Below are 14241 nucleotides of genomic sequence, written 5' to 3' on the forward strand. Positions count from 1 at the left end.
TTCCGAAGCAAATTTTAAGTTGTGCGGCTCTTACTCTGGTACTATAATAAAAAGAAAGAAAATTCATAAAATAACCGCTTTTTTGTTATTTTTAGGAAGGCTAGTCAATTTTCGGATGGATAAGTAGGCTTAGTCAAGGTTATATACGCAGTAAAAATAGCAGAAAAGAGGAGCTGAACGTATTTTATGAAAGAGGAGCTCGTGTATATAGGAAAAAAGATTCTTGAACATAAATATAGCTTGTCAGAAAAATTAGCCGAACGTTTAGATGCTACACATACGCTAAGTCTAGAGGAATTGAAAGAAAAGAAAATTCTGAAGTGGCGAGTGTCAATTATGGAATACTTTGGGAGAGCTCTATTTGAAGAACAGGAGGCTGTACTTAAACTTGTTAAAGAATGGGCACTTGATACGGGTAAATATGCAGTGGAAAAAAATATTCCTTTAGAAAAAGCACTAGGTATCCTTCCAATCTATCGCAGCGTTATTTGGGATGTATTTACAAGAGAACTAGAGGAGCATCAGTTTGCTGCAATTACCATGCTGCATGTCAGTGAACGAATTGATCCACTTTTAGATACGGTAACATGTGTTTTTGGTCAAATTTATGACGAGCATAATCGATATATGATGAATTTAGCTTATACGTCACTAGAAGAACTTTCAGTTCCGCTCGTACCTGTCACAAAAGGGATTGCTATTATGCCGATTATTGGAGAAATTGATACCCACCGCTCGCAAGTTATTATGGAAACCTGCTTGAAAAAAGGGACAAGCCTTCAATTATCTTATCTTATTTTAGATATTTCAGGTGTCGTGATTATTGATACAATGGTAGCAGACAATCTTTTTAAAATTCATCGATCGCTTAAATTGGTGGGAGTGGAAGCTATTATAACGGGGATACGACCGGAAATTGCCCAAACGGTAGTGAAACTAGGAATTGATTTTAATCAAATTAAAACAGAAGCAAATTTAGAAGCGGCGCTTTTAAAAATTGGGTTTACACGTCCTGAAGAGCATAGCCGCACGCATGTGTCATCGCGGCGCATAAAATGACCGGCCATAAATATGGATTTCAGCATGTAGAAAGTAAGTGCATAGTAAAAAAGCGGATGTTAATCAACATCCGCTTTTTTACTTAATAAATGCGATATGCCATGGCAGCACAAAAGCATAAACGAGGAAGTATACCGCTATTGAATAGATAAAAAACCAGCCGTTTAAATAAAACAAGGGCAAGAATAAATAAGCATAAACTAACGGTAATCGGAAACCACAAACCGTGTGCAGATAAGTCTAAATGCTGAATTGCTTGCTCCAACATTGTTCACCTCAAAAGGAAGAGTTAGTGTTGAAGTTAGCCTGTGTTATGGAAAGTATTCTATACATTTTCTACGCGTTGCGCGTGTATTCTTCTCGCAAGATTGAATATAACTTTAAGTCTTGATGAGCTCCTTTAATAAACATGGCTTTTCGAATTGTTCCTTCATAAGACATACCGATTTTTTTCATCACTTTCTCAGAAGCGGCATTTTCAACAAAGCACCTCGCCTGAATGCGCACTAAATCCATTTCTTCAAATCCAAACGCAATTACTTTTTCAGCTGCTTCCGTAACAAATCCCTTATTCCAATATGCTTCAGAAATCGCATAGCCAATTTCCGCAATGCGATGAGTAGGGTTCCAAGTGACAAAGTCAATGGTGCCAATACATTTTTTCAGGGCTTTGATTTCCATAGCCCAAGGAGAAATGGATTGGTTGCTGTACTGCTTTAAAACGAAGGAAACAAACTCTTTTGTATCTTGAAGCTTTCGGTGCTTTTCCCAATTTACATATCTGCTTACCTTTTCATTTGAGGCATATTCAAACATGTCACGCACATCTTTTTTGGTAACTTTCCGCAAGCGGAGTCTTTCTGTTTCTAGTGTGGGTAAATTTCCGTATATATCTTTTACTTGAATCATAAAGTTGTCTCCTTTCTCAGCAAGAAGTGGATGAAGTGTTGATAAGAATGTTTCATAGAAGCTGCAGCATCCAAGAAAGATCCTTTTCATTTCATGTACTTGATTCTTTAATTGTAAAATATTTCATTGCTGAGCGTAAGAGGTCAAATAGCTTTTTAAAAAATAAAAACATTATTTTCACTGTTCATAATCAGTTCACATAAGCTTGTTAGACTAAAGTCAGAAATTACGAAGGAGTGAAATGAAACACATGAACAGTGAAGTGAAAGAAGAACGGACTTCAAACAAAAAAAGAATAGACTTATTTTTAGTTCCAATTGTTTTAATTGCAGCGTTTTTGAACTTATTTAAAATTTGGACAGATGAATACGCCAACGCTTATTACACGGCAGCTGTCAAAAGTATGCTTCAAAGTTTTCATAATTTCTTTTACGCATCTTTTGATCCAGGAGGCTATGTAACCATTGATAAGCCGCCGGTTGTGTTTTGGATTCAGACAATTAGCGCCAAAATATTTGGATTTCACGGGTGGAGCGTCATTTTACCGCAAGCATTAGCAGGCATCGGTTCAGTTCTTTTACTATACGTACTCGTGAAACGTACGTTTGGCGTATGGGCTGGGAGGTTTGCTGCTCTTGCGATGGCTCTGACGCCGATTGTGCCCGCGGTAAGCCGAACAAATAATATTGATAGTATGCTTGTGTTTACATTATTAGTAGCAACGTGGATGTTGTTTCGTGCTGTGCGTACAGCTAAATTTGGCTGGGTGTTAGCGGCTTTTGCGATGATTGGTGTTGCATTTAACATGAAAATGCTTCAAGCATACATGGTTTTACCAGCATTCTATGTTTTCTATGTAGTGGCAACCAAAATTACGTGGAAAAAGAAAATTGCTTTTTTAACAACAGCAACTGCACTGATGCTCGCTGTTTCTGTCTCATGGGCAGTCGTAGTAGATTCAACTTCGGCTGATAAGCGTCCTTATATGGGAAGCAGTCAAACAAATTCAGTTCTAGAGCTTGCTTTTGGATATAACGGTATCAATCGTTTAACTGGAAATACAAGCGTGACGGGAAGCAGTCATAAACAGCCTGCTCAAGCTCAGCAGCAAACAGCAAGCAGTGAAACAAAACAAACGAGTAATTCAAATGCTGAGTCTTCACAAAGCTCAAATCAAAGCAAGAGCAGCTCTTCTCAAAAGATGCAGGCTCCAGATGGAGGAAATCAAAACGGAATGTTCAACACGGGGAACCCTGGTCCATTCCGACTGTTCCAAAAAGGGTTATCAGATCAAATCAGCTGGTTATTACCATTTGTAATCTTTTCAATCGTGGGTCTATTTGCTGGAGTGAAATTTAAAGGGCCTTACACGGCAAAACAAAAAGAAAGTTTATTTTGGTTAGCTTGGCTGCTGCCGGTAGCTGTTTTCTTTAGTATCGCAGGATTTTTCCATCAGTATTATTTAATTATGCTGGCACCTCCAATCGCAGCATTTGCAGGAGTGGGAGCAGTAGCTTTATGGAGTATGTACAAACAGCATAATGGCTGGAAATCATGGCTGCTGCCGAGTGGTATTTTAACAACAGCAGCGCTTCAAGTATATATCATGTCTCCTTATGTCAGCTCAATCGGCGTAGCGCCAATTGCAGGTGTAGGGGCACTGGGCGTCATTTTAGCTCTTGTTTTAGCTATTCGTAAAGAGCGTAAAAATTCTGTAACGAATTATTTAGGAGTAGCAGCAATGGTTGTCTTGCTTGCAATGCCGGCGTACTGGGCGATGACACCAATTATTTATGGTGGAAATAGCATGCTTCCAGCAGCAGGTCCTGATTCTTCAAGCGGTATGGGAGGACCTCCAAGCACAGCTACAAATAGCAAACAGTCTGGCTTTAACGGCATGCAGCCTCCAGGAAGCTCTGGCAGCAATTCATCTTCAAACAATCAAATGCAGCCGCCAAGCGGTTCATCGAACGGCGGTCAAATGCAAATGCCGGGCGGTTCGTCCAATAATGGTCAAATGCAGCCGCCAAGCGGATCGTCAAACAGCGGTCAAATGCCAGGAGGCTCGTCCAAAAATAATGGTCAAATGCAAATGCCAAGTAGCTCTTCAAGCAAATTATCATCTTCAAAACGAAAAAGTGGAGGGATGAACGCAGAAGTAAACACAAAGCTACTAAACTATTTAACAAAAAATAATACAGGCGAAAAATATTTATTTGCCACAACGGATTCAACTTCAGCTGCGCCTTACATTATCAAAACGGGCAAGCCAGTCATGGCAATGGGAGGATTTAGCGGTTCAGATCCAATTCTAACGGTGAGTAAATTAAAATCTATGATTAAAAAAGGTGAAGTGAAATATTTCTACCTGTCTGGAATGGGTAAGGGAGGCCAATCTGACGTTATCACGTGGATTAAAGAAAATAGTAAGGAGATCCCTTCTTCCAAATGGCAGTCTACTTCATCAAGTTCTCAGCAAGGACCATCTGGAAACGGAACATTATACGAAATAACGCTTAAATAAGGAGGACATGAACATGAGTTCAATTATTAAATATTCTATTGTTGTTCCTGTCTACAACGAAGAAGAAGTGATTCATGAAACTTATCGCCGTCTAACAGAAGTGATGCGTTCAACGAAAGAAGCTTACGAGCTTCTTTTCGTGAACGACGGCAGTAGAGACCGAACGGCAGAAATTATTAAAGAGTACAGTGAGCAAGACCCAGCGGTTGTTTTATTAGATTTTGCCCGTAACTTTGGTCATCAAATTGCTATTACAGCTGGTATGGATTATGCACGAGGAGAGGCGGTCGTTGTGATTGATGCTGATTTGCAAGACCCGCCCGAATTAATTTTAGAGATGATTGAAAAATGGAAGCAAGGATTTGACGTTGTATACGCTAAGCGTACAAAGCGAAAAGGAGAAACATATTTTAAAAAGCAAACAGCGGCTATGTTTTATCGTTTCTTACGTGCGATGACCGATATTGATATTCCGCTCGATACAGGGGATTTTCGTTTGCTAGATCGTAAAGTGTGCAATCAAATGAATAGCATTCAAGAAAAAAATCGCTTTGTTCGCGGATTAGTAAGCTGGGTTGGCTTTAAGCAAATAGCAGTAGAATATGAGCGAGACGAGCGTTTGGCCGGGGAGTCAAAATATCCTTTGAAAAAGATGCTGAAGCTTTCAATGGATGGCATTACGTCTTTCTCCTATAAACCGCTGAAGCTAGCTAGCTATGCTGGTGTAACGCTATCAGGTGTTGGTTTTATTTATCTTTTAGTGGTGCTGTATTTGAAGTTATTTACAGACAGCACCATCACAGGGTGGTCGTCATTAATTGTCATTCAGCTATTCTTTAGCGGCATCATTTTAATCATTCTTGGTATGATCGGAGAATATATTGGCCGCATCTACGATGAAACAAAAAATCGTCCACTCTATATCGTCCGTGAAAAGTATCAGCTTGAAACACGCAAGGAAGTATCACTTCGTGACTAACAAATGGATACCCTTGATTAAATTTGCGTTAGTAGGAGTGGTAAATACACTGATTGATTTTGCAGTATACGCACTTTTAACAACAATCGGTGTGAACTACATACTAGCGCAGTGGATTTCATACAGTGCGGGCATTTTAAACAGTTATGTCATGAATCGTAAATGGACGTTTGAGAAAAAAGAAAAAAGCAGTAAGCGTGAAGTGATTTCATTCGTGATCGTGAATTTAATCACTTTATCCCTAACATCTTTTCTGTTGACTGTTCTATATAATAAATGGGGTATACCACTGCTAATCAGTAAACTTTTAATTACAATCGTAAGTGTCGGTATCAATTTTATTGGCACCAAATTATTTGTATTTACTACTAAAAAAGAAAGAGGGATTCATATATGACGATAAAAAAAGCAGTTATTCCAGTAGGCGGTTTAGGAACTCGATTTTTGCCAGCGACAAAAGCGCAGCCCAAAGAAATGCTGCCAATTGTCGATAAGCCTGCTGTACAATACATTGTAGAAGAAGCTGTGAAATCAGGTATTGAAAGTATTATTTTTATTACAGGTCGAAATAAAAAATCAATTGAAGACCATTTTGATAAATCAATTGAACTAGAGCAAATGCTTGAAGAAAAGCACAAGTTCGAAATGTTAAAAGAAGTACAAACGATTTCATCAATGGCCAGTATTCACTATATTCGTCAAAAAGAGCCGTTAGGACTTGGTCATGCTATTCTTTGTGCTGAGCAATTTATTGGAGATGAGCCGTTTGCCGTTCTTCTTGGAGACGATATTATGACTTCTGAAGAACCTGCGCTCAAACAGATGATTCAAGCGTATGAAACGACTAATCAATCAGTTATTGGAGTTCAAAAAGTGGATGTGGAAGAAGTATCAAAATACGGCATTATTCAGCCGAGAAATAAATCTGGCAGCATTCATGAAGTGAATGACTTGATTGAAAAACCATCAATAGAACAAGCTCCGTCAACGATTGCCGTTATGGGCCGCTACATTTTAAACCCTTCTATTTTTTCTTATCTAAAAACGATTGAAAGAGGGGTAGGAAATGAATTACAATTAACAGATGCACTGCGCGTCGTATGTGAAAAAGAGCGATTGTTTGCTCTTGAACTTGAAGGGCAGCGCTTTGACATTGGAGATAAGGTAGGCTATATGAAAGCAATGGTAGAAGTGGGGTTAAAGCGTAAAGATTTACGTCAAACGTTTTTATCGTATTTGGAAGGAATTGTAGAAAAAGAACGAGCAAACAACTTCAGCTAATAAGAGTTAATCAGTTTGTTCATATTCAGTTCATATTTGAAGTATAAAATCATTGTATGATCTTATGTGGCTCTCTGTTTGGTATAAACAGAGAGCTTACTGTGCGTAAAAGCTGGACAAACTTAGGAATAGGGAGAGACATGTATGATTCAAATATTAGTTGCAGATGATGATCAACACATTCGAGAGCTGATATCATTATATTTAGAAAATCAAGGATTTAAAATTATAAAAGCAGCAGATGGTGAAGAAGCGTGGGCGAAAATGGAAGAGTTTCGAATTGATCTAGCGGTCGTTGATATCATGATGCCATTTAAAGACGGATGGGAACTAACAAAGGAAATTAAGGAGTATTTTGATATACCGGTTTTGATGGTAACAGCTAGAGGCGAATCGCATGATAAACTAAAAGGATTTGATATCGGAACAGACGACTATGTCGTGAAGCCTTTTGATCCTCAGGAAATGGTTGCTCGTGTAAAGGCCCTTTTACGCAGGTACCGAGTAGAAGCTAACAATGTAATTTATATGGGGAATATAAAATTGGACCGTACCAAATTAGAGATGAGTGCAGGAGAAACAAGCGAACAGCTGCCGTTAAAAGAGTTTGAATTACTGTTCACATTAGTTAGTTCTCCAGGAAAGATTTTTACTCGTGATCAGCTTATTCAATTAATTTGGGGATATGATTATGAAGGTGATGAGCGCACGGTAGACGTTCACATAAAACGTCTGCGAGAGAGGCTTAATCATATGAAAAACGTCGGTATGGAAATCAAAACAATTCGCGGACTAGGCTATAGAGCAGAAGGGTGTTAACGTGAAATCAATTTATGTAAAGCTGGTTCTATCGTTCATCATTACAATTTTATTGAGCGTTGTGATTACCGTTGTTGTCACGACATTTCTTAGCAAGCAGAAGCTCGAAATGCGATTAGGTCAGGATATGGTGAAGATGGGAGAAGATTTTATCGATTTGTACGGAGCAGAAGACTCCGATAAAGCTGCAAGGTTTTTATCTAATTCATCATTCATTCATTTTTCGTTTATTATTATTGATGATCAGCATAAAGAGAAAGTATTAGGACAGCCGGGGCCGCCTATTCCAATTACACCGAAAGAAGTAGATCAAGTATTAGGTGGGAAGCGTTATTCTAATTTAAACGAGGAAAAAGGTGATCGTCCACAGCCAAACGTAGTGGGTCTCCCTTTTAAAGAAAATGGACGGTCGTATGCTCTATTTATTCAGTCTCATCCACAGCGGCAATTTTCAGTTATTCAAGATGTTCAAAATATCCAGCTTATTACGATTTTATTAGTAGGTATTGTATTGTTTGCATATGTTTCAACGATTATTATTAAACCGATTAAGCGTCTCAGTACAGCGATGAAAGTTGTCGGACAAGGCGAATACAATGTGCAAGTCGAGCACGCAGCGAATGATGAAATTGGTCTGTTAACTAAAAACTTTAATCAAATGACTAAAGAATTAAACAAAATAGAAACGATGAGGCAAGAGTTTATTGCTAGCGTTTCCCATGAAATTCAATCACCGCTGACCTCTATTCGCGGTTTTTCAGCGGCACTTAAAGATGATATCGTCAGTGAAGATAAAAAGATACAATATTTAACGATTATCGAAAAAGAAAGTACAAGACTATCTCAGCTTAGTTCCAATTTGTTAAAGCTTGCTTCTCTTGACTCTGAACATCAAACGCTAATGCTGCAGCAATACCGGTTAGATGAACAAATCAGGCATGTGGTCATGGCTTTAGAACCTCAGTGGATAAAAAAGAATATAGAAATTGACCTTGATTTATCCAATGTTCAAATAGAAGCAGATAAAGATTTGTTAGAGCAAGTTTGGCTAAATTTAGTAACAAATGCTGTTAAATATACGCCTGAAAATGGATTTGTGAAAATATCCATTCATCAAAAAAACGAAGAAATAGACGTGAAAATAAAGGATAATGGAATTGGTATTATCGAAGAAGATCAAAAATATATTTTTGAAAGCTTTTATAAAGTAGATAAATCCAGAACGTTAAAAGGAAGCGGCCTCGGTCTAGCTATTACAAAAAAAATTGTGCGACTCCATGAGGGCGCAATACGTGTTGAAAGCAAAAAAGAACAAGGAAGCATCTTTACGGTAACTTTGCCTATCCAAAAAAATAGGAATAAAAAAGACTCGTCTGTGTAAGTTCATGCAGATGAGTCTTTTTTATTAGGTCAAAGATATAAAAAAAATTAATAATATCTATTTATTTTTTTAATCCCTACTTGACATATAGGTAAAGTGTAAATAATATAGATAGTATAAATCTTTTGAAAAAATTGGGATGCTAAAGAAGCTGATCGGTCAACCGAAGGCTCATACTTGTTCGCTACTGGTGTGGGCCTTTTCTGTACATTGGTTGTGGTCATTAAAATCTCAATCTTCAACTGAACATATGGGGAGGATTACGATGTATTTATCTTCTGCACATTATACAAGTACTTATAGATGTTGTTCGCTTTGTTTATTCAACTGCAACTAAAATATAAATTTATCTATGGATAGGAGAATGATAAAATGGCTTCAATTACACAAGAAAAATTAGATTATATTGTTAAATTACTAACTGAAATCAACTATGGGTCTGTACTAATTACTCTTCACGACGGACAAATTACTCAAGTGGACAGCACGGAAAAAAACCGCTTTTTAGCTAAAAGCAAAGTAGCAAGCCACAAATAAGCCTATTTCAATACGTATTTAGAGAAACTGAAGGGCCTGTCTAGATAGCGAACGCTTGACGGCGGGGCAAGCAAGTACTGTATTAAATATAGAAAACGTGCGCATTCGAAGAAGAATTGACTTTCTTTTCGGTTGAAGATTTAGAATTTTTCGAATTAAAATTGAGTTATAGGTTGTATGAGTATGACGATGAAAAGTGTAAAGCTGCTAAAGCAGCAGCTTTATACGTTTTAAAATTATGAAGATCTGACAGTTTCATTCCTGTGCTGATCGGATTACCGAAGGCTTCTGACCTGTGTTAGGAGTCTTTTTTTTATTCTTAAATTAATATAATAGGAGGAGAAAAGATGGAAAATTTATTACGAGCAGCGGTGCGCCAAAGAAAACAATACCTCATTGAAGAGTTACTGAAAAAAGGGATTTATAAAAAAGAAAATCATCATCTTTTTGAACTCACACTCTCTGACTTAGAAAAAGAGTATCAGGCACGCAGTAAGTAAGGAAAATACGTAAAAAGAACTAAAATAAGTGTAAAAAAGATTCAAAACCTAGTTGACTAATGGGTAAAGTGTGTTTATTATAAAAACAAGAATAAATTGTCTTTTCAGAAAGTATCTTCTTTTTATTCTTACGAATAAATTTAATAAGAATAATTTAAGAGCATATACGCTGATCAGACTAACTGAAGGCTGCTTCTCTTTTTTAAGAGATAGCGGCCTTTTTGTATTTTTTTATAAAAAGGGGAGTAAAACATGAAGAAAAAAGCAGTTCAGTTTTTAATGGTGCTGACAGCACTGCTCGTGGTGCTAGCAGGTTGCGGCAATGGAAAATCTACTGAAACAGCAGGGAAAGATAGTTCTGCGAGTAAAAACGATTCAAAAAAACCAGTAGAACTTTTAAACGTTTCATATGATCCTACACGTGAGCTTTATCAGGAGTTCAATAAGAGCTTTGCGTCTTATTGGAAAGATAAAACAGGGCAAGACGTCACTATTCAGCAATCACACGGTGGCTCTGGTAAGCAAGGCCGAGCAGTTATTGACGGTTTAGAAGCGGATGTAGTAACGCTGGCGCTTGCTTACGATATTGATGAAATCGCTCAAACTCGTCAATTATTAAACAAAGACTGGGAGAAAGAATTGGCTCATAATTCTACACCATACACATCAACGATTGTTTTTTTAGTTCGTAAAGGAAATCCAAAAGGAATTAAAGATTGGGATGATTTAACGAAAAAAGGTACATCTGTTATTACGCCAAATCCAAAAACTTCTGGAGGCGCGCGCTGGAATTATTTAGCTGCATGGGCATATGCGAAGGATAAATATAACGGCGATAACAAAAAGATTGAAGACTTCATGAGTAAGCTTTATGGAAATGTCGAAGTGTTAGACTCAGGCGCACGCGGAGCTACCACTACCTTTGTAGAGCGAGGCATTGGAGACGTGTTAATTGCATGGGAAAACGAAGCTTACTTATCGTTAAATGAGCTAGGAAAAGATAAATTTGAAATTGTAACACCGTCATTAAGTATTTTAGCAGAGCCACCTGTTGCTGTAGTAGATAAAGTAGCTAAAAAGAAAGGCACGACAAAGGTAGCAAAAGCATACTTAAAATACCTATATACAGAAAAAGGTCAGGAAATCGCAGCGGAAAACTACTATCGTCCTCGAAATAAAAAAGTATTAGAGAAACACAAAGATCAATTCCCTTCGCTTAACCTAGTCACTATTAAAGATTTTGGCGGCTGGAAAAAAGCTCAAGAAACGCATTTTAATGATGGGGGAACATTCGATCAGATTTATCAGCCAAAGTAATATGATTCATTAAAAAAGTAGAACGAGGAAGATACGAATGGTGATTCGTATCTTCTGTGTACATGTATCTTGAAAGCAGAGAGAGGTGTAAGACGTGAGCGTGTTACAACGACAGAAAAAAAAGAAAAGCATCTTACCTGGATTTGGGCTTTCTTTAGGTTTTACGATGTTTTATGCAAGTATCCTTGTGCTTTTTCCGTTAGCTATGATTTTTTTAAATACGGCATCTATGGGATGGAGCGACTTTATTAAAACTGTTACAGAACCTAGAGTAGTAGCGTCGTATAAATTAAGTTTTGGAGCAGCATTTGCAGCCGGCATCATTAATGTTATTTTTGGAACCATTATTGCGTGGGTATTAGTGAGGTATCATTTTCCTGGAAAGAGGTTTATTGACGGACTTGTGGATTTGCCGTTTGCCTTGCCAACGGCTGTTGCCGGCATTGCCTTGACCACTCTTTACGTTCCGAAAGGATGGATTGGTCAATTATTTACGTTTAAAATCGCATTTACGCCTATCGGAATTATTATCGCTCTTACGTTTATTGGTCTGCCGTTTGTTGTCCGAATGGTGCAGCCAGTATTGCAAAACTTTAATGCAGAGATTGAAGAAGCATCTGCTAGTTTAGGAGCCAGCCGAATGCAAACGTTCAGAAAAGTTATTTTTCCAGAGCTGGTGCCCGCTATTTTAACAGGTTTTTCTCTTTCGTTCGCAAGAGCGCTTGGAGAATACGGGTCCGTTGTTTTTATTGCTGGAAATATGCCGATGAAAACTGAAATTACGCCGCTTATTATTATGACAAAACTTGAGCAGTACGATTATGCGGGAGCTACTGCTATTGCATCAGTCATGCTCGTTGTATCATTTTTTCTGTTATTACTTATTAATATTATTCAATGGTGGACAAATCGTAAATTTATACATAGTTAAGGAGGGATGACATTGGCAGGACATGTTCCAATGCAGCACGCAAAAACGACTGTTGAAATCACTCATTCTAGTTTAAAAGAGCCCAAAGTCGTCCGATGGCTGCTTACATTTATTGCACTGGCTTTTTTAGCTCTATTCTTAGTGCTTCCGCTTATCACGATTTTTATAACAGCCTTTCAAAAAGGGTGGGAAACATATCTCGCTGCGATTACAAATCCAGATGCCCTGGCTGCTATTAAACTAACGTTAATCGTCGTGCTGATTACCGTTCCGTTAAATGCCGTTTTTGGCGTGGTAGCTGCATGGTTAATTACGAAGTTTGATTTTAAAGGAAAGAATATTTTAATTACGCTTATTGATTTACCATTTGCCGTTTCGCCTGTTATTGCTGGATTGATTTTTATTTTATTATTTGGTGCACAAGGGTTGTTCGGAGAATGGCTGTTTAATCACGACATCAAAATTGTCTTTGCTATTCCCGGTATTATATTAGCTACCCTTTTTGTAACGCTTCCGTTTGTTGCCAAAGAATTGATTCCACTCATGCAAGCTCAAGGGTCAGCCGAAGAAGAGGCATCGTTAACGTTAGGAGCCAGCGGTTTCAAAACTTTTTTTCTAGTGACATTACCTAATATTAAATGGGGCTTATTATATGGAATCATTTTATGTAATGCGAGGGCGATTGGAGAGTTTGGAGCTGTTTCCGTTGTGTCGGGGCACATTCGAGGAATGACAAATACGATGCCTCTTCATATTGAAATTCTCTACAATGAATATCAATTTGCAGCAGCGTTTGCGGTAGCATCTTTAATGTCAGTTTTAGCTATATTTACATTAATTATAAAAAACATTATTGAGTGGAAAGCCAAACATATTTAAAAAGGAAGGAGCTTATGAGATGAGTATCCATATTAAGCACGTATCAAAGAACTTTGGTGATTTTAAAGCGCTGGATTCTATTAACATTGATATTCAAACGGGTGAATTAGTAGCTTTACTCGGTCCGTCCGGTTCTGGAAAAACATCTTTGCTTCGCATCATTGCCGGTCTTGAACATCTTGACCAAGGAGCTATTTTATTTGATGGAAAGGAAATTACGCACGTAAATCCAAAAGAGCGGAATGTAGGGTTTGTTTTTCAACACTATGCTTTGTTCAGGCATATGACTGTGTTTGATAACGTTGCGTATGGTTTAAAAGTACGACCTAAAAAAACAAGACCTTCTAAAATGGACATTAACAAGAAAGTAACCGAGCTGCTGCAGCTTGTGAAACTAGAGCCGCTTGCAAATCGCTATCCTTCTCAATTATCGGGAGGGCAGCGCCAGCGAGTAGCGCTTGCTCGAGCGTTAGCAGTGGAACCGAAAGTACTGCTATTAGATGAACCTTTTGGCGCTTTGGATGCGAAAGTTCGTAAAGATTTACGCAGATGGCTGCGTAAATTGCATAATGACTTTCATATTACGAGTATATTCGTTACGCATGATCAAGAAGAAGCTTTAGATGTAGCTGATCGTATTGTTGTAATGAACAACGGGAAAATTGAGCAGATTGGAAGTCCTGAGGAAGTATATGATCATCCTAACAGTCCATTTGTGTACGATTTTTTAGGAAACGTCAATTTATTTAAGGGTCGCATTCATAAAGGCAGGCTAAAACAAGGAAGCTTTGAAATGGATGTTCCAGAATTTAGCGGAAGAAATGAAGAAGCAGCTGTTGGATATGTGCGACCTCATGATATTCACCTTGAAAAAGTAAAAACAAGCGCAGATGCCGTTTCTGCAACCGTTAGCCATATTCATGTGATAGGACCTATCGTGCAAATTGAATTAAAAAGAGAAGATGCAGAAGAATTTTTAGAAGCTGAATTAAGCAAAGAGCATTATAAAACACTCAGCCTTCAAGTAGGAGAGCAGGTGTATGTAAAGCCTAAGCAGCTAAAAGTATTTATTCCAGAAGATTATTCTATTTGATAAAAAGCGTGAAGGGTATACCTTTGCGCTTT

The 14241-nt window shown here is 37.9% G+C and carries 14 protein-coding genes; 13 read left to right on the forward strand and 1 reads right to left on the reverse strand.

Going from position 1 to position 14241, the window contains the following annotated elements; translation table 11 throughout:
- Positions 1-186: 186 nt before the first annotated feature.
- A complete protein-coding gene (locus LJY09_RS10165) occupies positions 187-1059 on the forward strand; it encodes an STAS domain-containing protein (RefSeq protein ID WP_033578835.1) in 873 nt (290 codons plus the stop codon).
- A gap of 336 nt (positions 1060-1395) precedes the next feature.
- On the opposite strand, the gene LJY09_RS10170 is transcribed toward LJY09_RS10165, so the two are convergent.
- The gene (locus LJY09_RS10170; RefSeq protein ID WP_014460341.1) at positions 1396-1968 is read right to left on the reverse strand and encodes a GNAT family N-acetyltransferase; all 573 of its coding nucleotides are present in this window, start codon (positions 1966-1968) and stop codon (positions 1396-1398) included.
- Positions 1969-2209: 241 nt separating this feature from the next.
- On the opposite strand from LJY09_RS10170, the gene LJY09_RS10175 reads away from it, so the two are divergent.
- The 12 genes from LJY09_RS10175 to LJY09_RS10230 all read left to right on the forward strand — a co-directional run bounded on the left by LJY09_RS10175 (position 2210) and on the right by LJY09_RS10230 (position 14209).
- On the forward strand, positions 2210-4492 hold the full coding sequence (locus tag LJY09_RS10175) for an ArnT family glycosyltransferase (protein ID WP_228307699.1): 2283 nt from the start codon (positions 2210-2212) through the stop codon (positions 4490-4492).
- 13 nt (positions 4493-4505) lie between these two features.
- Positions 4506-5471 carry a glycosyltransferase family 2 protein gene (locus LJY09_RS10180; protein WP_033578836.1) on the forward strand — a complete coding sequence of 322 codons (966 nt, stop codon included), beginning with the start codon at positions 4506-4508 and terminating at the stop codon, positions 5469-5471.
- Positions 5464-5868, forward strand: coding sequence for a GtrA family protein (locus LJY09_RS10185; RefSeq protein WP_071275019.1), 405 nt, complete (start codon positions 5464-5466; stop codon positions 5866-5868). The genes LJY09_RS10180 and LJY09_RS10185 overlap by 8 nt, the downstream gene beginning before the upstream one ends.
- A complete protein-coding gene (gene galU, locus LJY09_RS10190; RefSeq protein ID WP_028413546.1) occupies positions 5865-6752 on the forward strand; it encodes a UTP--glucose-1-phosphate uridylyltransferase GalU in 888 nt (295 codons plus the stop codon). The genes LJY09_RS10185 and galU overlap by 4 nt, the downstream gene beginning before the upstream one ends.
- 144 nt (positions 6753-6896) lie before the next feature.
- The gene (locus LJY09_RS10195) at positions 6897-7571 is read left to right on the forward strand and encodes a response regulator transcription factor (protein ID WP_013056822.1); all 675 of its coding nucleotides are present in this window, start codon (positions 6897-6899) and stop codon (positions 7569-7571) included.
- Between the two features lies 1 nt (position 7572).
- Entirely contained in the window at positions 7573-8952 is a 1380-nt protein-coding gene (locus tag LJY09_RS10200; RefSeq protein WP_028413545.1) for a sensor histidine kinase, read from the forward strand.
- A 372-nt stretch (positions 8953-9324) separates the two neighbouring features.
- Positions 9325-9489, forward strand: a complete 165-nt coding sequence (locus tag LJY09_RS10205; RefSeq protein ID WP_013056824.1) for a YezD family protein — start codon at positions 9325-9327, stop codon at positions 9487-9489.
- A gap of 347 nt (positions 9490-9836) precedes the next feature.
- Positions 9837-9989: a Fur-regulated basic protein FbpA gene (locus LJY09_RS10210; protein WP_013056825.1), complete on the forward strand. Its 153-nt coding sequence runs from the start codon at positions 9837-9839 to the stop codon at positions 9987-9989.
- A gap of 252 nt (positions 9990-10241) precedes the next feature.
- Positions 10242-11306, forward strand: coding sequence for a sulfate ABC transporter substrate-binding protein (locus LJY09_RS10215; RefSeq protein WP_098112547.1), 1065 nt, complete (start codon positions 10242-10244; stop codon positions 11304-11306).
- 94 nt (positions 11307-11400) lie between these two features.
- Positions 11401-12237 carry a sulfate ABC transporter permease subunit CysT gene (cysT, locus tag LJY09_RS10220; protein ID WP_098112548.1) on the forward strand — a complete coding sequence of 279 codons (837 nt, stop codon included), beginning with the start codon at positions 11401-11403 and terminating at the stop codon, positions 12235-12237.
- 12 nt (positions 12238-12249) lie between these two features.
- Positions 12250-13116, forward strand: coding sequence for a sulfate ABC transporter permease subunit CysW (gene cysW / locus LJY09_RS10225; RefSeq protein WP_108674642.1), 867 nt, complete (start codon positions 12250-12252; stop codon positions 13114-13116).
- Positions 13117-13135: 19 nt separating this feature from the next.
- Positions 13136-14209 (forward strand): sulfate/molybdate ABC transporter ATP-binding protein, encoded by a 1074-nt coding sequence (locus LJY09_RS10230; RefSeq protein ID WP_028413541.1) that lies wholly within the window; start codon positions 13136-13138, stop codon positions 14207-14209.
- The last annotated feature ends 32 nt before the right edge of the window (positions 14210-14241 follow it).

The sequence above is a fragment of the Priestia sp. J2 genome (genome assembly GCF_020790095.1).
GTDB lineage: Bacteria > Bacillota > Bacilli > Bacillales > Bacillaceae_H > Priestia > Priestia zanthoxyli.